This is a genomic window from Streptomyces sp. NPDC021356, from assembly GCF_040641015.1.
In the GTDB taxonomy this organism is placed as follows: domain Bacteria; phylum Actinomycetota; class Actinomycetes; order Streptomycetales; family Streptomycetaceae; genus Streptomyces.
The window spans coordinates 1-17,331 of record NZ_JBFACU010000017.1 but is presented as its reverse complement, the minus strand read 5'-3'; the positions used below and the strand labels follow the sequence as shown (position 1 = coordinate 17,331).

At 71.5% G+C, this 17,331-nt stretch carries 15 protein-coding genes, 2 tRNA genes and 1 pseudogene; 10 read left to right on the top strand and 8 right to left on the bottom strand.

The window, feature by feature from the left end:
* Positions 1-66: 66 nt before the first annotated feature.
* The 5 genes from AB0G56_RS23350 (at position 67) to AB0G56_RS23330 (ending at position 3,905) form a co-directional block, all read left to right on the top strand.
* On the top strand, positions 67-1,128 hold the full coding sequence (locus AB0G56_RS23350) for a 2-aminoethylphosphonate ABC transporter substrate-binding protein (protein WP_360972303.1): 1,062 nt from the start codon (positions 67-69) through the stop codon (positions 1,126-1,128).
* Positions 1,129-1,254: 126 nt separating this feature from the next.
* On the top strand, positions 1,255-2,034 hold the full coding sequence (locus tag AB0G56_RS23345; RefSeq protein ID WP_360972301.1) for an HAD-IIA family hydrolase: 780 nt from the start codon (positions 1,255-1,257) through the stop codon (positions 2,032-2,034).
* Positions 2,035-2,155: 121 nt separating this feature from the next.
* A complete protein-coding gene (locus AB0G56_RS23340) occupies positions 2,156-2,509 on the top strand; it encodes a hypothetical protein (RefSeq protein WP_360972300.1) in 354 nt (117 codons plus the stop codon).
* A gap of 13 nt (positions 2,510-2,522) precedes the next feature.
* Positions 2,523-2,774 carry a hypothetical protein gene (locus AB0G56_RS23335; RefSeq protein WP_360972298.1) on the top strand — a complete coding sequence of 84 codons (252 nt, stop codon included), beginning with the start codon at positions 2,523-2,525 and terminating at the stop codon, positions 2,772-2,774.
* Positions 2,775-2,855: 81 nt separating this feature from the next.
* On the top strand, positions 2,856-3,905 hold the full coding sequence (locus tag AB0G56_RS23330) for a glycoside hydrolase family 6 protein (RefSeq protein ID WP_360972296.1): 1,050 nt from the start codon (positions 2,856-2,858) through the stop codon (positions 3,903-3,905).
* Positions 3,906-3,981: 76 nt separating this feature from the next.
* Here the strand turns inward: AB0G56_RS23330 and AB0G56_RS23325 are convergent, their stop codons facing one another.
* The 3 genes from AB0G56_RS23325 to AB0G56_RS23315 all read right to left on the bottom strand — a co-directional run bounded on the left by AB0G56_RS23325 (position 3,982) and on the right by AB0G56_RS23315 (position 8,308).
* Positions 3,982-5,919 (bottom strand): kelch motif-containing protein, encoded by a 1,938-nt coding sequence (locus AB0G56_RS23325; protein ID WP_360972294.1) that lies wholly within the window; start codon positions 5,917-5,919, stop codon positions 3,982-3,984.
* Positions 5,916-7,841 carry a glycosyltransferase family 2 protein gene (locus AB0G56_RS23320; protein ID WP_360972292.1) on the bottom strand — a complete coding sequence of 642 codons (1,926 nt, stop codon included), beginning with the start codon at positions 7,839-7,841 and terminating at the stop codon, positions 5,916-5,918. The genes AB0G56_RS23325 and AB0G56_RS23320 overlap by 4 nt, the downstream gene beginning before the upstream one ends.
* Positions 7,842-8,231: 390 nt before the next feature.
* Positions 8,232-8,308: transfer RNA gene (locus AB0G56_RS23315), tRNA-Lys, on the bottom strand.
* Between the two features lie 188 nt (positions 8,309-8,496).
* Between AB0G56_RS23315 and AB0G56_RS23310 the strand changes: the two are divergent.
* Both AB0G56_RS23310 and AB0G56_RS23305 read left to right on the top strand, forming a co-directional pair.
* Positions 8,497-9,636: pseudogene (locus AB0G56_RS23310) on the top strand (SPFH domain-containing protein).
* Positions 9,637-9,743: 107 nt separating this feature from the next.
* Entirely contained in the window at positions 9,744-10,349 is a 606-nt protein-coding gene (locus AB0G56_RS23305) for a lytic polysaccharide monooxygenase auxiliary activity family 9 protein (RefSeq protein WP_360972290.1), read from the top strand.
* Positions 10,350-10,440: 91 nt separating this feature from the next.
* On the opposite strand, the gene AB0G56_RS23300 is transcribed toward AB0G56_RS23305, so the two are convergent.
* The 5 genes from AB0G56_RS23300 to ehuB form a co-directional block, all read right to left on the bottom strand.
* Positions 10,441-10,514: transfer RNA gene (locus AB0G56_RS23300), tRNA-Lys, on the bottom strand.
* A 147-nt stretch (positions 10,515-10,661) separates the two neighbouring features.
* Positions 10,662-11,390, bottom strand: coding sequence for an ectoine/hydroxyectoine ABC transporter ATP-binding protein EhuA (gene ehuA, locus AB0G56_RS23295; protein WP_360972601.1), 729 nt, complete (start codon positions 11,388-11,390; stop codon positions 10,662-10,664).
* A 76-nt stretch (positions 11,391-11,466) separates the two neighbouring features.
* The gene (gene ehuD / locus AB0G56_RS23290; protein WP_360972288.1) at positions 11,467-12,117 is read right to left on the bottom strand and encodes an ectoine/hydroxyectoine ABC transporter permease subunit EhuD; all 651 of its coding nucleotides are present in this window, start codon (positions 12,115-12,117) and stop codon (positions 11,467-11,469) included.
* Positions 12,114-12,845, bottom strand: a complete 732-nt coding sequence (ehuC, locus tag AB0G56_RS23285) for an ectoine/hydroxyectoine ABC transporter permease subunit EhuC (protein WP_360972286.1) — start codon at positions 12,843-12,845, stop codon at positions 12,114-12,116. Before ehuC ends, ehuD begins: the two co-directional genes overlap by 4 nt.
* Complete coding sequence (gene ehuB, locus AB0G56_RS23280; protein ID WP_360972284.1) at positions 12,842-13,756, bottom strand: ectoine/hydroxyectoine ABC transporter substrate-binding protein EhuB; 915 nt, start codon at positions 13,754-13,756, stop codon at positions 12,842-12,844. Before ehuB ends, ehuC begins: the two co-directional genes overlap by 4 nt.
* 151 nt (positions 13,757-13,907) lie before the next feature.
* Here ehuB and AB0G56_RS23275 point away from each other — a divergent pair, with 151 nt between their 5' ends.
* From AB0G56_RS23275 to AB0G56_RS23265, 3 genes are all read left to right on the top strand, one after another.
* Positions 13,908-14,639 (top strand): decarboxylase, encoded by a 732-nt coding sequence (locus AB0G56_RS23275; protein ID WP_360972282.1) that lies wholly within the window; start codon positions 13,908-13,910, stop codon positions 14,637-14,639.
* Between the two features lie 261 nt (positions 14,640-14,900).
* Positions 14,901-16,055: a glutathione-independent formaldehyde dehydrogenase gene (locus AB0G56_RS23270; protein WP_360972599.1), complete on the top strand. Its 1,155-nt coding sequence runs from the start codon at positions 14,901-14,903 to the stop codon at positions 16,053-16,055.
* Between the two features lie 97 nt (positions 16,056-16,152).
* Entirely contained in the window at positions 16,153-17,241 is a 1,089-nt protein-coding gene (locus AB0G56_RS23265; protein ID WP_360972280.1) for an LLM class flavin-dependent oxidoreductase, read from the top strand.
* Positions 17,242-17,331 lie beyond the last annotated feature (90 nt).

Genomic DNA, 17,331 nt, shown 5'->3' with positions numbered 1-17,331 from the left:
CTCCCCCCGCACCCCGCTCCCCCCTTCTTCCCTCCCGCCCGCCCGCCGCAAGGAGTACGCCCCGCCATGCCCAGGAACAGCCTCAAGCCCGCCGTCGCCGCCGCCCTCGCCCTGCTCACCGCCCCGCTGCTGTCCGCCTGCGGCGGCTCCTCCGCCGCCGCCGACGGCAAGTCCGTCACCGTCTACAGCGCCGACGGCCTCAAGGGCGAGAACGGCGACGGCTGGTACGACCGCGTCTTCGAGGACTTCGAGAAGCAGACCGGGATCAGGGTCAAGTACGTCGAGGGCGGCTCGGGCGAGATGGTGCAGCGCGCCGTGCGCGAGAAGGCCAACCCGCAGGCCGACGTGCTGGTCACCCTGCCCCCGTTCATCCAGCAGGCCGACGGCAAGGGCCTGCTGCAGAAGTACGCCCCGAAGGGCGCCGACCAGGTGGGCACCGCCGACAAGGCGGCCGACTCCACCTGGACCTCGGTCGTCAACAACTACTTCGGGTTCGTCTACGACAAGAAGGAGCTGGAGCCCGCCCCCACCACCTGGGAGCAGCTCCTCGACGCCAAGTACAAGAACCGGCTCCAGTACTCCACGCCCGGCGTCGCCGGCGACGGCACCGCCGTGCTGGTCAAGGCCATGCACGACTTCGGCGGCAAGGACGCGGCCCTTCAGTACCTGAAGAAGCTCCAGTCCAACAACGTCGGCCCGTCCGCCTCCACCGGCAAGCTCGCCCCCAAGGTGGACAAGGGCGAACTGCTGGTCGCCAACGGCGACGTCCAGATGAACTACGCCCAGGCCAAGACCATGCCGAACCTCGGCATCTGGTTCCCGGCCCGGCAGGGCGGCCGGCCCACCACGTTCGCCCTGCCCTACGCCGCCGGGCTCGTCACCAGGGCCCCGCACTCGGAGAACGGCAGGAAGCTCCTCGACTTCATGCTCGGCCGGCAGGCCCAGCAGCAGGTCAGCGAGATCGGCGGCGGCTTCAGCGCCCGCAAGGACGTCAAGGCCACCGACGCCGACGCGACCGCACTGGCCGCCCTGTTGAAGGGCGTGTGGGTGTTCCAGCCGGACTGGGCCGACATCGACCGGAACCTGACCGCGTACGTCGAGGACTGGAAGCGCGCCACCGGCAGCTGACCGGCCGGGCGGGCGGGCGGGGCCCCGGCCTGCCGGAACAGCGCGTGCTGAACCGTTCCGGCAAGATCCGGCCACTGGTTAGGCTGGGGCCCACGCAGGCCCGCGTACGGCAGGAGACCGAAACCCATGGCAGACCGCAAGCCCATCGAGTCGTGGCTCACCGACATGGACGGTGTGCTGATCCACGAGGGTGTTCCGATCCCCGGCGCCGACGCCTTCCTGAAGAAGCTGCGCGATTCGGGCCGGCCCTTCCTGGTGCTCACCAACAACTCGATCTACACCCAGCGCGACCTGCACGCCCGGCTGCGCCGGATGGGCCTGGACGTGCCGGTGGACAACATCTGGACCTCCGCGCTGGCCACCGCCCAGTTCCTCGACGACCAGCGCCCCGGCGGCAGCGCCTACGTCATCGGTGAGGCCGGCCTGACGACCGCACTGCACGACATCGGCTACATCCTCACCGACCACGAGCCCGACTTCGTGATCCTCGGCGAGACCCGGACGTACTCCTTCGAGGCGCTGACCAAGGCCGTCCGCCTGATCAACGACGGGGCCCGGTTCATCGCCACCAACCCCGACAACGTCGGCCCCTCCGCCGAGGGCGACCTGCCCGCCACCGGCTCGGTCGCCGCCCTGATCACCGCGGCGACCGGCAAGAAGCCGTACTTCGTGGGCAAGCCCAACCCGCTGATGATGCGCGCCGGGCTGAACGCGATCGGCGCCCACTCCGAGACCTCCGCCATGATCGGCGACCGGATGGACACCGACGTGCTCGCCGGCCTGGAGGCCGGGATGCGCACCTTCCTCGTCCTCACCGGCGTGACGCAGCCCAAGGACGTCGACCGCTACCCGTTCCGTCCCTCCGAGGTCATCGACTCCATCGCCGACCTCGTGGAGCGCGTCTGAGACCGGACCCCGGCGGGCCCTGAACCATCGCTCACCCGTTCGGAGCAGTACCGGGCAGTACCGGCCCGTTGCGGATGCGCATCCCGGCCCCTTGACGTCTCCTGGTACCGGAGGTGTCACGATGGGTTCCCTGCGTCTGACGCTGTGTACGGGTCTGCTGGTGGCGGGTGCCTTCGCCCCGGCCGCGGTCCCCGCCGCCACCTCCGCCACCACGGACGGGACGCCCGGGGCCGCGGCCGGCCGGGCCCCGGCGGCCTCGTCGCCCACCCCCGGTGACGCGGTCGCCGTAGTCCCCGCGCAGGCGCGTCCGGCGCCACCGGATCCTCCGGACGCCCACGCCGTCGCGGACGCCCCCGGCGTGGCGCACGCGGTGACCGGACTGGTCCTGGCGGGCGCCGCGGCGGCGGCCGTCGTCCTCCTTCCCCGCGCGCGCGGGGAAGCGCGCCGTCCCGGCCGCCGGCGGACCGAGGACTGAAGGGCTGACCACCATGTCCGACACCATGTCCGGCACCCCGTCCGGCACTCTGTCCGGCACCGCACGCCTCCGCGGTCCCGGCCGTCTCGTCGCCGGTCTGGCCTGGGCGGTGCTGCTGCTCGGGCTGTGGCAGTGGGGAGGCGCGGCCGCCGACGGGCACGGGCGGCCGGCCGAGCCGGCGACCGGCGACATGGCCGCCGTCGGCCGCCCCGCCCAGGACGACCCGTCCCCGCATCCGGTCCACCTCTCCCGAACCGGCCCGTGACCCGGTTGCCGCCTGGCAGCATGGAACGGGAGGAATGTGGGGTATGTGACCGAACGGTCGAATGCACCGAGGGGGAGTCGTATGCACGGCATGAGGGGGGCGGTCCCGCGCGCCCTCGCGGCGGCGGCGCGGGCGTCCGCGGTGCTGCTGGGGGCGGCACTGCTGGCCGCCGGGTGTTCCTCCGGGGACGGCGGTGCGGACGGGGACGGCGAGCGTGGTGGCGCGGGCGCCCCGATCAACCAGCGGCCCCGCGCCGCCGACCCGTTCTGGGTCGACCCGGACAGCAGGGCGGCCCGCCAGGTCGCCGCCTACGCCAAGGCCGGCCGGAAGGCCGACGCCGAGCAGATCCGCAAGATCGCCGAGCAGCCGACCGGTGAGTGGATCGGACCGGAGAACCCCGAGCAGGAGGCGCGCGGCTTCACCGAGGCCGCCGACAAGGCGGACCGCACGGCGCTGCTCGTCCTCTACGACATCCCGCACCGCGACTGCGGCCAGTACTCCCGGGGCGGCGCCGCCGACGGCGACGCCTACCGCGCCTGGATCGACGGCGTGGCCCGCGGGATCGGCGACCGCGCGGCCACGGTGGTCCTGGAGCCGGACGCCGTACTGCACCTGGTGGACGGCTGCACCCCGCCGCAGTTCCAGGAGGAGCGCTACGACCTGCTCAAGGGCGCCGTCGCCACGCTCAAGGCGCTGAAGAACACCAAGGTCTACCTGGACGCGGGCAACGCCGGCTGGGGGCACCCGGACCAGATCTTCGAGCCGCTCGGGCGGGCGGGCATGGACCGGGCCGACGGCTTCGCCGTCAACGTCTCCAACTTCTACTCCACCCGGCAGTCCGTGGAGTACGGGAAGCAGTTGTCGCGCAGGACCGGCGGCAAGCACTTCGTCGTCGACACCAGCCGCAACGGCAACGGCCCGTACACGGACGGCGATCCGAGCGAACGCTGGTGCAACCCGCCCGGCCGCGCCCTCGGCGAGGCCCCCACGACGAGGACCGCCGACCCCCTCGTCGACGCCTACCTCTGGGTCAAGCGCCCCGGCGAGTCGGACGGCACCTGCAAGGGCGGCCCGGGGGCGGGCGACTGGTGGGAGACGTACGCGCTGGAGCTGGCGCGGGCGACCGGGTGACCGCGCGGCGACGGCCGTCGGGGCGCGCGCCCTGCACCGCACAGGACGCCCCGTGGGCCGTGCGGGGCGCCGGGGCCTACGGGACCTTCACCCACTGCGCCTTGCTGGGCGTCCCCCGGTCGTCGGCGACGAACAGCATGTACCAGCCCGACTGCACCAGGTTCCGGTTCTTCGGCACCCTCACCGTGACCCGGTCGCCCGAGGTCGTGAAGTCCAGCGCGATCGACCGCTGGTCCACGTCCGTGACGTGGGTGGAGGCGCTCGGCCGGATCAGCCGGGCCTTCCTGATCGCCTCGGCGTGCCGCGAGGTGAACGTGGCGAAGGCGCCGCGCGCGACGGTCTGCGGGCCGCCCGTCAGCGAGGGCCGCGAGTCCCGGTACAGGTACGGCGGCGTGTAGATCTCGATGCGCTGCTCGAAGGTGCCCGGCCTGGTGCCGGCCTTGTCGCCGTAGAGCGAGTCGGAGCCGAAGAACATCACCCGGCCGTCGGGCAGCAGGATCGAACCCGAGTGGTAGTTGCGCCCCACCAGCGGGTCGGCGACCCGCCTGAGCGTGTTCGTGGCGGGGTCGTACAGCCGGGCCTCAAGGATGTTCGAGTCGCCGCGGCCCCGGTAGTCCCCGGAGCCGCCGGAGACCAGCACGCTGTCGTCGGGCAGGATCGAGGACTGCGGGTAGCGGGTGCCCTCGGCCAGCGACGGGCCGTCCGTGAAGTGCGGGTTCTTCGCCCTGAGGTCGATGATCCGGGTCTTCCTGCTGGACAGCTTCGACTCGCCGACCCCGCCGCCGCCGATCACCATGTACCTCTCGCCCTGGGCGGGCGGCAGCAGCACCGTGCCGGAGGTCTCCATCCTGTCCGCGTCGCCCAGCCCCGGCAGCGCGGTGAACCTGTTGGTGGCCAGGTCCCAGACGCCCGGGTCGCGGCCCACCTCGGCGGGTCCGTAGCCCGCGTTCGAACCGGAGTAGAAGATCCTGCCGTCCTGCATCAGGAACAGCGCCGGGTACGTCGGGAACTGACGGACCTTCGGGGTGTACGTCCACGTGCGGGTCTTCGGGTCGAAGACCTCGTTCTTGCCGGGGACGAGCTGGCCGATGTCGTCGAGGCCGGAGACGCTGAGGACCTTCCCGTCGCCGAGCGTGGTGAGCGTCGGGTACCAGCGGGCCTCGTGCATCGGATCGACCCCGATGTACTTCTCGGCGACCGGGTCGAACTCGTAGGTGTCCCGGATCCCCTGGAAGTCCTTCTTGTCCAGGGCGAGCTTCTGCGCGATGCCGTAGGTGTTGCGGGCGTCGGCGCCGCCCAGGCCCCGGATCCGGTAGTTGTCCTGGGTCCCGGTCTCGTAGCGGGCGCCGCTCTTCAGCGCCTCCACGTAGATCCGGCCCAGCCCCGGGGTGTTGCCGAGGAACCTCCCCGTCCTGGCGTCGAAGTTCTTCTTCGCGCGCGGGACGAGCACCGGGTCCTTGGAGACGAACGTCTTCCCGTTCGCCCTGCCGGTGAAGCTCGTCCCGGCGGGCAGGGTGACCGGCTCGTCCGGGTTCTCGTTGTGCACGATCATCAGGCCGCCGGCCTTGGTGACGTCGCCCTTGAGCTTCTCGTACCGCTTGGTGCCGCCGGCGATGAGGATCCTGCCGTCGCCGAGCTGGGTGTGGCCCGTGCAGAACAGGTCGTCGGGCGTGGGCACCTTCTTGACGGTGCCCCGGACCGGGTCCCAGATGCGCGAGTCGAACCTCTTCGCGTCGAAGTTCGCCTGGTTGTTGCCCGAACCCGCCACCAGCAGCACCTTCCCGGTGTGCAGCAGCACGGCGTGGATGGTGTCCTGGCGGTACTCCTTGGGGAACTCGACGATGTCCCAGTGCCCGTTGGCCGCCTTGTACCCCGGCTCGTTGATCTCGTACTGGTGGTAGCGCTCCGTGCCGAAGCGGTAGAGCCACGGACCGTTCATCCCGGCCAGGGCGAGCACCACCACGGCGCCGATCCCGACCCGGCGGGCGCGGCGCAGGCCGGCCCGGTCCCTCATGCGCCGTCACCTCCCGCCGCGTGCCCGGCGTACGCCGGTGGTACGGCGTCCTGCGGCGCGACCGCGACGGCATCCGCTGACGAGCCCTGCCCGGCGGGCGCCGGGGCACGCCGGGTGCGCCGCAGCGACCAGCGCCAGGCGAGGAGGGGGGAGGCGGTGACGAGGAGGGCGAGGACGGCCCAGGCGAGCATCGCGGGGTGGGCGTGCCCGCGTGCGACACCGGCCGCGACCGATCCGCCGAACACCAGGATGAAGAACCAGTGGACGCGGAACGTGCCGAACAGCGTGTCCGGGCTCGCCGAGGCGCCCTTCGGCGTCACCACGAACCTGCTCCCGCGGCGCAGGACCGTGTCCATCAGCGCGCGGGCGTAGATCGGCGCCGACAGCGCCGACATCACCATGCCGGCCACCCCGCCCGACCCCTCGGGCTCGTGCGGGGAGACGTTGTGCCGGCGGTTCCAGACGTACAGGCCGATCTGGAGCGCGGACGCGTTCCCGTACAGCATCAGCCACACCGTGGGGTCGATGTTCACGCCGGAGGCGCCCAGGCCCAGGAAGAGCGCGCAGCTCAGCGCGGCCAGGATCCAGTTCAGGGCGGACATCGGATAGAAGACGACCATCATGGTGTAGTTGAACAGGCGCCCCGGAGGCAGCGTGCCGATGCCCTTCCAGTACTGCTTGAGGATCGTCTCGTACGTCCCACGGGACCAGCGCAGCTGCTGGGTGAAGAAGTCCGTCCATGCGCTCGGGCCCTCACCGACGGCGAGCACGTCCGGGGTGTAGACGGACTTCCACTTCCGGCCGGTCGCCGGGTTCTTGGCGCGGTGCATCTCGAAACCGGTCGCCATGTCCTCGGTGATCGAGTCGTACAGCCCGCCGATCTGCTTGATCGCGCCGATCCGTACGGCGTTGGAGGTGCCGACGAACATGGGTGCGCCGTAGCGGTTGCCGGCGCGCTGGATCAGCGCGTGGAAGAGGAACTGCTGCGACTCGGCGGCCTTGGTGACGAACGTGTCGTAGTTGCCGTAGACCTGCGGGCCGATGACGAAGCCGACGTCCGGGTCGCGGAAGTAGCCGAGCATCCGCTCCAGGTAGTTGGGCAGCGGGACGTGGTCGGTGTCGACGGAGGCGAAGAAGTCGTACTCGTCGCCGTGCGCCTGGAGCCAGGCGTTGTAGTTGCCGTGCTTGGTCCTCGCGCGGGGCGGGCCCCCCGGCCGGTTCCAGCGCTCGACGCCCTTGCGGGTGAAGTGATGGACGCCCAGGCGTGCGCAGACCGCCTTCACCTCGGCGTCGTCGCCCTCGTCGAGCAGCCACACGTGCATGACGCCCCGGTGCCGCAGCCGTACGGCCGCCTGAAGGGTCCGCGTGACCATCTCCAGCGGTTCCTTGCCGGGCACGAACGTGGTGAGGAAGGCGACCCGGGTGCCGGCCTCGGGCACCACCGGGACGGGGTCGCGGGCCACCAGGGTGGCGTGCGCGTTGGAGAGCACGTTCAGGCAGCGGAAGAGTTCGATCAGGCCGATCGCGACCAGCATCACCGTGTCGAGGACCGGCAGGAGGCCGTACGCGGGATGGTCGCGCTCGGTCCAGTGCCGCGGCTGCATCAGCCAGACCAGCAGGACCAGGGAGAGCAGCGGGGCGGCGGCCAGCATCAGCGCGACCCGGACCCGGTGCGGTTCCCGCGAGAGCAGGGAGCGGTACCGCACCCGGTACGGCTCGTCCGGGTCGGGCTGGGTGAGCGGTCCCGCCAGGCGGCTGTAGTGCTCGTAGTCGTATCTCGGCAGGGTGTTCCTGATCCTGCGGAACGCCCCGGTGGTGCCGGCGGTGCGGTGCGGTGGCACCTGCGGGCGTGTCGTCTCGGACGGATCGGGCCGGTCGTGCCGGTCGTGCCGTTGCCTTGCGCCCGACGGCGTCGACGTCATGACTTCATCCCCCCCACACGCAGGTCAGCGCGTGTCGTTCCGGTTTCCTGCCGGTTGCATGGCTGCCCCCCTCGGCGGCCGTCGACGCAACGGGGCCCCTTTTCCCGCACATCGGGCAACTGGTTCAAACGGTTTTTCGAAAAACTCCCAAGGACCCACAACTGCCGCTTATCGGCGGCATCCTGGCACCCAGGGTTCTAGGTGTTCAGCCTGATCGCAAGATGCGAAAAGCGGAGTCAACGGCTCATATCGGCGCAAGACGCACGGGTGCACAGGGGTGCGAACGGGGCGGGGGCGCGGGTGGCGGGCCCCCACTGTGCGCGGCGCGGGTGCGCAGGAACGACGACGGGCCCCGTTCGCGTTTTCCGCGAACAGGACCCGTCGTCGTCATGGTGCGCCGCCAGGGACTCGAACCCCGGACCCGCTGATTAAGAGTCAGCTGCTCTAACCAACTGAGCTAGCGGCGCCTGCTGACGTGGACAACTTTACAGGACTCGGTGAGGTGCCTGTGACCACGGTCCGGCTGCCGGAGCCGCCCCGACGGGGCCCGTTTTCATCCTTCGGGCCGTCAGGCATGCGTATTTCCGGGACGATTGTGACACTGATCAACGTGCGCAGATGCGGACAAGTCCGTATGAAGTGTGACGTGGATCGCATGGAGCTCCCGGTCGACCGGCCGAATCGTTCCTTCCCCCGGCTCATCCAGAACGAGGCGACCACCGAGATCCCTCTCCACCGGCTCTTCCGCGACGAACCCGGCCCCGGCCGACCGGACCACGACCCGTCCCCGGCGGCGCTCGGGCCCCCGGTGGCGGGCAGCGGGCAGCGGGTAGCGGGCAGCGGGTAGCGGGCGGGGCGCGGGCGAGCAGCCGCGCTTCCGCCGCCGGGTGCCCGCCCCGGCCCGCCCGGCGCCCGAGGCCGAGCCGGGCCTGGCGGAGCGGCCGGCCCGGCTGCTGCCGGGTGCGGTCGGGGTCCTCGCCGGGGTGTGCGGGGCGGCCGGCTGTGTGCTCACCACCTGGTGGGCGAGGGGTCTGCCGCCGCTCGCGGCGCGGGCGCTGCCCCTGCCGGCCGGTGCGGGCGCGGGGCTCGGCCTGCCGCAGTGGGGCGCGTACGCCGCGGCCGGGGCGCTCGGGCTGCTCGGCTTCGGCGGGCTGACCCGGGGGCGGGCCGGCCGGGCGTGGGTGCCCGGGCTGTTCGGCCGCTACCGGGGGACCGTCCGGGGCGCCGGGCTGCTGTGGATCAACCCGTTCGTGCCGCGCCGTGGCGTCGACGTACGGCTGCGGCACTGGCGCAGCGAGCCGATGCCGTCCGCGGACGCCGACGGGATCGCGTTGAGGGTGGCGGTTCTCGTGGTCCGGCGGGTGCGGGACACCGCGCGGGCGGTGCTCGGGGTCGACGACCACGAGTCCTGCCTGCGCGCGTGCGTGGAGGCGGCGCCGGCGCGGGTGCCGGTGCGTGGGGCGGGGGGTGGGGCGGTGCGGAAGCGGCCGGGGAGGCGCTGACCCGGCTGGTGGCGCGGGAGGCGGAGCCGGTCGGGCCGGAGGCGTTCTCGGTCCGTCCGGCCCGGGTCGAGTAGGCCCTCGAGGTCGCCGGCGCCATGCACCGGCGCGGTGTGGCCGCGCTGGACGCCCGGGACCGGGCCGGTGCGCTGACGTCGGTGGTGGACTCGGTCGAGGACACGGTGACCCGGCTGACCATGCGCGGGCTGGTCGATCTGGACGACGGCGAGCGCAAGGTGCTGGTGCGGGATCTGACGGTGGCGTTCTGCGCCGGACGCCGGGAAACCATCCCGTGATTGGTATGGACATGTCCAAGTGGTCGCCATAGCCTGGTACTTGGTCTAGACCAACGCACACAGTCCTGCTCAGCGAACATCCCCACACGTTCACCAGGAGCGACTCCATGCGCACCAAGGCCAAGTTGTACGCGGCCGTGCTGGGCCTGACCACCGCCGGAGCCCTCGTGCTCTCCACCGGCGGCGCCAGCGGCCACGGCTACACCGACCTCCCCATCAGCAGGCAGTTGCTGTGCGCCGACGGCACGGTACGGGGCTGCGGCGAGATCCAGTGGGAGCCGCAGAGCGTCGAGGGTCCCAAGGGCTTCCCGGCGCGCGGACCGGCGGACGGGCATCTGTGCTCCGGCGGCCTGGACCGGTTCGGCCCGCTCGACGGCGCCCGCACCCCCAAGGGCGCCGAGTGGCCCACCACGCAGGTCACCGGCGGCCAGAGCTACACCTTCCGCTGGCAGTTCGAGGCACGGCACGCCACGACCGACTTCAGGTACTACGTCACCAGGCAGGGCTGGAACCAGGACCACGCCCTGACCCGCGCCGACCTCGACACGACCCCGTTCCTGACCATCCCCTACGGCGGCAAGCAGCCACCGGCCACCCTCAGCCACAGCGGCACCCTGCCCAGCGGCCTGAGCGGCCACCACGTCATCCTCGCGGTCTGGACGATCGCCGACACGGGAAACGCGTTCTACGCCTGCTCGGACGTCACCTTCTGACGCCGGACCCGACGCCGTACCCGAGGGGCCCGGGGGCGCGAAAGCGGTGAGGCCGGTCCCACGTCTCCGTGGGACCGGCCTCACCGTTCTGTGCGCCGCCAGGGACTCGAACCCCGGACCCGCTGATTAAGAGTCAGCTGCTCTAACCAACTGAGCTAGCGGCGCATGACTCCCGCCGTCCGCTTCCCGCGGCCGACGACGAAGAAAATACTACCCGGTCCCCGGGGGTGCTCGTGACCACCCGGGGTGCCGGGGGAGGCCGGCGGCGCGCCCGCGCACGCCGCCGGTCGCGCCGCCGGTCGCGGCGGCGGGTCAGAGCACCGCGCTGAGGAACTCCCGCGTCCGTTCCTGTTCCGGGTCCTGGAAGATCTGCTCCGGCGGACCGGCCTCCACGACCCGCCCCGAGTCGAACATCAGCACCTGGTCGGAGATGTCCCGGGCGAAGCCCATCTCGTGGGTCACGCAGAGCATCGTGATGTCCGTGGAGCGGGCGATGTCCCGCAGCACGTCCAGGACGCCCGCGACCAGCTCCGGGTCGAGCGCGGAGGTCACCTCGTCCAGCAGCAGCACCTGCGGCCGCATCGCCAGCGCCCGGGCGATCGCCACCCGCTGCTGCTGGCCGCCGGACAGCTGCGCGGGCCGCGCGTCGCACTTCTCGGCCAGCCCCACCATCTCCAGCAGCTCGCGCGCGCGGACCTCCGCCTCGTCCCTGGACATGCCGAGCACCGTGACGGGAGCCTCGGTGATGTTCCGCAGTACCGACATGTTCGGGAACAGGTTGAAGTGCTGGAAGACCATCCCGATCTTCTTGCGGATCTCCCGGACCTGCTTCTCGGGCGCCGGGAAGAGCTGCTCGCCGTCGACCGTGATGGTGCCCTCGTCCGGCCTGGTCAGGGTCATCAGCAGCCGCAGGATGGTCGTCTTGCCCGACCCGGAGGGGCCGATCAGCGTGACGTGCTTGCCGGGGTCGACGGAGAAGTCCAGCCCGTCGAGGACCGTGTGGTCGCCGAACCGCTTGGTCACGTTCTCCAGCCGAACCAGCTCGCCGGGCGCGGTGACGGCGGCCGGCGGCCGCGGCTTCCCGGAGCTCTTTGGGGTCTCGGGGTTCTTCGTGGTGTCAACGGACAAGACGTCGCTCCAGTGCTCGCAGGAGGAGGGAGGCCAGGTAGGAAACGAGGATGAAGGCCACACCGATCACGGTCAGCGGCTCGGTGAACTGGAAGTGCTGCTGCGAGTACAGGCGCGCCTGCCCGAGCATCTCCAGCACGGTGATCGCCATCAGCAGCGGCGTGTCCTTGAGCATCGAGATGACGTAGTTGCCGAGCGCCGGGACCACACGGCGGATCGCCTGCGGCAGGATCACCGCCGTCCAGGTCCGCCGCCGCGGCAGGTTCAGTGCCGTCGCCGCCTCCCACTGGCCGGCGGGCACCGCCTCGATACCGGCGCGGTAGACCTGCATCGTGTACGTCGAGTAGTGCAGTCCGATCGCGAGGACGCCCGTGGTCAGCGCGGAGAACGTCAGCCCCCACTCCGGCAGCACGTAGAAGAGGAAGAACAACTGCACCAGCAGCGGGGTGTCCCGGACGAACTCGGTCACCACCCCCACCGGCCAGCGCACCCACCGCGTCGGCGTCCGCATCAGCAGCGCCCACACCAGCCCCAGCGCGAACGAGATCACCGACCCGAGGACCAGCGCCTGCAGGGTGACGAGCAGACCGTCCCAGAAGTGCGGCATGAAGTCGCGTACGGCGCCCCAGTCCCAGTTCACGCCACACCGCCCTGGGCCGGGGTGCCCACGGGTTCGGGGGAGGCCACGGGCTCGGGGGAGGTCACGGCCCCGCTCCGCGCCGCCTTGCCGACGCCCCGCTTCAGCCGCTTCTCGAGGCCGCGCATCAGCCGGGTCAGCGCGAACGCGATCACGAAGTAGATGATCAGGATGTACGTGTAGATGTGGGCGCTCTCCTGGAGCGCGAGCCGTACCAGGTTGCCGCTGAACGCCAGGTCGCCCATGCCCATGACCGACACCAGCGAGGTGCCCTTGAGCAGTTCGATCAGCAGGTTGCTGAACGGCGGGATCATCTCCGGCACCGCCTGCGGCAGCAGGATCAGCCGCATCCGCTGCCAGGGCGTGAAGCTGAGCGCGACGCCGCCCTCACGCTGCGCCGGGTCGACCGAGTTCAGCGCGCCGCGCACGATCTCCGCGCCGTACGCCCCGTAGGTCAGCCCCAGCGCCAGGGTGCCCGCCCACATCGGCACCAGCTGCCAGCCGAAGGCGGGCGGCAGCACGAAGAACACCCAGAAGATCATCACCAGCGCCGAGGTCCCGCGGAACACCTCGGTGTAGAAGCCCGCGAGGAAGCGGACGATCCACAGCCGGTGGGTGCGGGCGACGCCGACCACGAAGGAGACGGCGGTGGCCAGCAGCGCGCTGAAGAACAGCAGCTGGAGGGTGACCCACACGCCCTCCAGGACGAGTTCCCATAGTCCCTTCGTCATCCGGCGCACAGCTCCTTCGCGGTCAGATCCGTCATCTCGGCCTGCGAGAACCCGAAGGGCTTCAGGATCCGGAACAGCTCGCCGCTCTTCTTCATCTTGTGCAGCTCGGTGTTGAAGGCGTCCCGCAGCTTCGTCTCGGTCGGCCGGAAGGCGAACCCGCCGCCGTCCACGTGCGGTTTTCCCTTCACCAGCGGCGCGAACGGCTTGGTGGCCTCGGCCTTCGCGGACTTCTTCACCACCGCGCGGGTGGTGAGCGCCGTACCGGCGAAGACGTCCACCCGGCCGGCCTCGACGGCGTTCAGCCCCGCCACCTGGTCGGGCACGATCAGGATGTCGCTCTGCCGGTACCCGGCGTCGATCGCGTACTGGATCTCGGCGTAGCCGGTCCCGGTGGCGAACTTCGCCTTCTTCGCCACGACGTCCTGGTAGTCGTGCAGCCCCTTCGGGTTGCCCTTGCGGACGATGAAGGAGTCGAGCATCTGGTAGTCGGGATCGGCGAAGAGGACCTGCTCGCAGCGGTCGGCGTTGATGTACATCCCGGCGGCGACGACGTCGAACTGCTGGGAGTTCAGGCCCGGTATGAGCGAGCCGAACTCCGTGGGCACCGGCTGCACCCGGTCCACCCCGAGCCGCTTGAAGATCACCTCGGCCAGCTCGGGCGCCTCGCCCGTCACCTTCCCGTCCTTGCCGATGTACCCGAACGGGATCTCGCCCGCGATACCCAGCCGTACGACCCCCTGGGCCCTGAGCCGGTCCAGGAGGTCGCCGCCGCTGCCGGTGGACGCCGTGGCCACGCGACTGCACCCGGCGGCGCCCAGCGCGCCGGCCGCCGCGACCCCCGCGAGCAGCGACCGGCGGCTGGGCCGCCCGGGTGTCCGTCTGCCTCTTCCAAGTCCATGTGGTGGAGCCATGAGCGCGCCGCTACCCAAGCGAAACCGAGTTATGCGAAGGAAATTCGGCGGCCTTCCGGGGTACCCGCACCGCGACGGCTCCAGGGCGATGACCCCGGGAAGGGCCCGCAAGGGCCCCTACGACACAGCGAGCACACCAGGAAGGCTGGACATGACCGCACTCGGATTCCTCTACCCGGGCCACTTCGCCGAGGACGACTATCCGCGCATCGAGCAGCTCCTGGGCAGTGACATCCGGGTCGATCTCGTCCACACCGGGATCGGCGAGGACGCCTACCGGCTGGAGGCGCTGCGGGGGACCGGTGCGGTCGATCAGCTGGCGCGCAGCGTCGAGGGGCTGCGGCTGTCCGGCGCGGAGGCGGTGGTGTGGGCGAGCACCAGCGGCAGCTTCGTGCACGGCTGGGAAGGCGCCCACGAGCAGGTGCGGGCCCTGGCCCGGGCGGTGGGCATGCCGGCCTCGGCCACCTCCTTCGGCTTCGTGCACGCGGTGCGCGAGATCGGGGTGCGGCGGGTCGCGGTCGCGGCGACCTACCCTGAGGACGTGACGGCCCTCTTCGCGGACTTCCTGCGTGCCGGGGAGGTGGAGGTGGCCGCCGCGCACAGCGCCGGCAGCCGCTCGGCCGAGCAGGTGGCGTCCTGGGGGGAGCCGGAGATCCTCGCGCTGGCGCGGGCGGCCGACACCCCGCGCGCCGACGCGGTCCTCCTGCCGGACACCGCCCTGCACACCGCCTCCCACATCGCGGCCCTGGAGAAGGACCTCGGCAAGCCCGTACTCACCGCGAACCAGGTGACCGTCTGGGAGGCGCTGCGGCTCACCGACCGCCGGGTCAACGCGCCCGGCCTGGGCGCGCTGTTCAGCCGGGAGCCGATCGTCCAGGTATGAGGTCCGTGTGAGACCCGTGTGAGCGCCGTACGAGATCCGGGGCGCCCCGCGCGGGGGCGCCGGGCGCGCTTGCGGGCGCCCGCGCACAGGCGTTACCTGGAGATGTCCGGCGGTGCGGCGAGAACGCCCCGCACCCGGCCCCGGCGAACACGGGCGCCCGCCCGTGATCATGTCCGCGCGACCGCCCCGTGTCCGGCTTCCGCCCCGCGGGGTGTCCCGTCGCCGCCGCTGTCGTGAAGTGATGACGCGGAGGTGACCGAGGTGAAAGCCGTCGTCTACGAAAAGCCCTTCGGCGTGACGGTGCGCGACGTGGACGATCCACGGATCCAGCACCCCAACGACGTGATCGTCCGGGTCACGTCCAGCGCGATCTGTGGGTCCGACCTGCACATGTACGAGGGCCGTACGGCCGCCCAGGCGGGCATCGTCTTCGGCCACGAGAACCTCGGCGTCGTGGAGGAGACCGGCAGCGGGGTGACGTCGCTGGCCGAGGGCGACCGGGTCGTCATGCCGTTCAACGTCGCCTGCGGGTTCTGCAAGAACTGCCTCGCCGGGAAGACCGGGTTCTGCCTCACGGTCAACCCCGGGTTCGCCGGCGGCGCCTACGGCTATGTCGCGATGGGCCCCTACACCGGCGGCCAGGCCGAGCGCCTGCGCGTGCCCTTCGCCGACTTCAACTGCCTGAAACTGCCGCCGGGGGAGGAGTTCGAGACCGACTTCGTGCTGCTCGCCGACATCTTCCCGACCGGTTACCACGGCTGTGAACTCGCCCAGCTCACGCCCGGCGAGTCGGTGGCCGTCTTCGGCGCCGGGCCGGTGGGGCTGATGGCCGCGTACTCGGCGCTGCTGCGCGGCGCGTCGAAGGTGTTCTCGGTGGACCGGGTGCCCGAGCGGCTCGCCAAGGCGGAGGAGATCGGGGCCATCCCCATCGACTTCACGAAGGGCGACCCGGCCGAGCAGATCAAGGAACAGACGGGAGGCGAGGGAACCGACAAGGGCGTGGACGCCGTCGGCTACCAGGCCCAGTCGCACAAGGACACGAGCCACGAGGAACCCGCCGTCGTCCTCAACACGCTCGTCGAGACGGTACGGCCCACCGGCATGCTCGGCGTACCGGGCCTGTACGTCCCCTCCGACCCGGGCGGCCCCGACGAGCACGCCAAGCACGGCCAGCTGCTGGTCTCCATCGGCAAGATGTTCGAAAAGGGTCAGCAGATGGGCACCGGCCAGTGCAACGTCAAGCGGTACAACCGCCAGCTCCGTGACCTGATCATCGCCGGGCGCGCCAAGCCCAGCTTCGTGGTCTCGCACGAACTTCCCCTGGACCAGGCCCCGCAGGCCTACGAGAAGTTCGACAAGCGGATCGAGGGCTACACCAAGGTCGTCCTCCACCCCGGGCACGCGCTGGCGGCGTAGGACGCGCGCCCACCGCGCGGGAGGCGCGCGCGGAAATAAACGGGGACTGTCTCCTGTTGGCACCCGGGAGAACGAGCCAACCAGCAGGAGGCACCCCGTGGCGGCAGACGAGATCCGAGGCGAGGGACACGGCACCGCACCCGTGCCCCTCTCCGTCCTGGACCTGGTGACGGTGGGCGCGGGCCACACGGCCACCGAAGCCCTCCGTACCGGCGTCGCGCTGTCCCGCCTCGCGGAGCGCCGCGGCTACCACCGGTACTGGGTCGCCGAGCACCACTCGATGCCCGGCGTCGCCTCCTCCTCGCCGGCCGTGATCCTCGCCCACATCGCCGCCCACACCGAGCGCATCCGCCTCGGCTCGGGCGGCGTCATGCTGCCCAACCACGCCCCGCTGGTGATCGCCGAGCAGTTCGGCACCCTGGAGGCCCTGGCCCCCGGCCGCATCGACCTCGGCCTCGGCCGCGCCCCCGGCACCGACGGCGCCACCGCCGCCGCCCTGCGCCGCACCGACCACCTCAACGAAGGCGCCGACGACTTCCCCCAGCAGCTCGCCGAGCTGACCCGCTTCCTCGACGACGACTTCCCCGACGGCCACCCCTACCGCCGCATCCACGCCGTCCCCGGCCCCATCCAGGCCACCTCCCCGGGCGGCGTCCAGTCCCCGCACCGCCCGCCCCTGTGGCTGCTCGGCTCCTCCGGCTTCAGCGCCCGTCTGGCGGGCATGCTGGGCCTGCCCTTCGCCTTCGCCCACCACTTCTCCGCGCAGAACACGGTCCCGGCCCTCGACCTCTACCGCGAGTCCTTCCGCCCGAGCGCGGTCCTCGACGCCCCGTACGCCCTCATCGGCGTCGCCGCCCTCGCCACCGACGACGAGCGCGAGGCCCGCCGCCAGGTCCTGGCCGCCGCGCTGAACATGGTCCGGCTGCGCACCGGCCGCCCCGGGCTCGTCCCCACGCCCGAGGAGGCGGAGGCCTACGCGTTCAGCCCCATGGAGCAGGACTTCATCTCCTCCTGGAACGCCAACGTCATCCACGGCACGCCCGACGAGGTCCGCTCCGGCCTCGACGACCTCCACAAGCGCACCGGCGCCGACGAGCTGATGATCACCAGCAACGCGCACAGCGGTGATGTACGCGTACGGTCCTACGAACTCATCGCGGACGCCTACGGGCTGCCCACCGCCTAGTAGGGCTTGGTCAGGTTTGTTCGTGGGTGGCGTGTCTGTTAGCTGGTTGGTGTCGTTGTCCTGGTGTGACACCTGAGGAGTTGGCCGGGG

Bases quoted from the DNA above. Each gene is read 5' to 3' on its own strand.
- AB0G56_RS23325 (WP_360972294.1), bottom strand. From the start codon at position 5,919: ATGAGGGACCGGGCCGGCCTGCGCCGCGCCCGCCGGGTCGGGATCGGC.
- ehuC (WP_360972286.1), bottom strand. From the start codon at position 12,845: ATGACGAAGGGACTATGGGAACTCGTCCTGGAGGGCGTGTGGGTCACC.
- AB0G56_RS23350 (WP_360972303.1), top strand. From the start codon at position 67: ATGCCCAGGAACAGCCTCAAGCCCGCCGTCGCCGCCGCCCTCGCCCTG.
- AB0G56_RS23340 (WP_360972300.1), top strand. From the start codon at position 2,156: ATGGGTTCCCTGCGTCTGACGCTGTGTACGGGTCTGCTGGTGGCGGGT.
- ehuB (WP_360972284.1), bottom strand. From the start codon at position 13,756: ATGGCTCCACCACATGGACTTGGAAGAGGCAGACGGACACCCGGGCGG.
- AB0G56_RS23320 (WP_360972292.1), bottom strand. From the start codon at position 7,841: ATGACGTCGACGCCGTCGGGCGCAAGGCAACGGCACGACCGGCACGAC.
- AB0G56_RS23330 (WP_360972296.1), top strand. From the start codon at position 2,856: ATGCACGGCATGAGGGGGGCGGTCCCGCGCGCCCTCGCGGCGGCGGCG.
- AB0G56_RS23335 (WP_360972298.1), top strand. From the start codon at position 2,523: ATGTCCGACACCATGTCCGGCACCCCGTCCGGCACTCTGTCCGGCACC.
- AB0G56_RS23305 (WP_360972290.1), top strand. From the start codon at position 9,744: ATGCGCACCAAGGCCAAGTTGTACGCGGCCGTGCTGGGCCTGACCACC.
- AB0G56_RS23345 (WP_360972301.1), top strand. From the start codon at position 1,255: ATGGCAGACCGCAAGCCCATCGAGTCGTGGCTCACCGACATGGACGGT.
- AB0G56_RS23275 (WP_360972282.1), top strand. From the start codon at position 13,908: ATGACCGCACTCGGATTCCTCTACCCGGGCCACTTCGCCGAGGACGAC.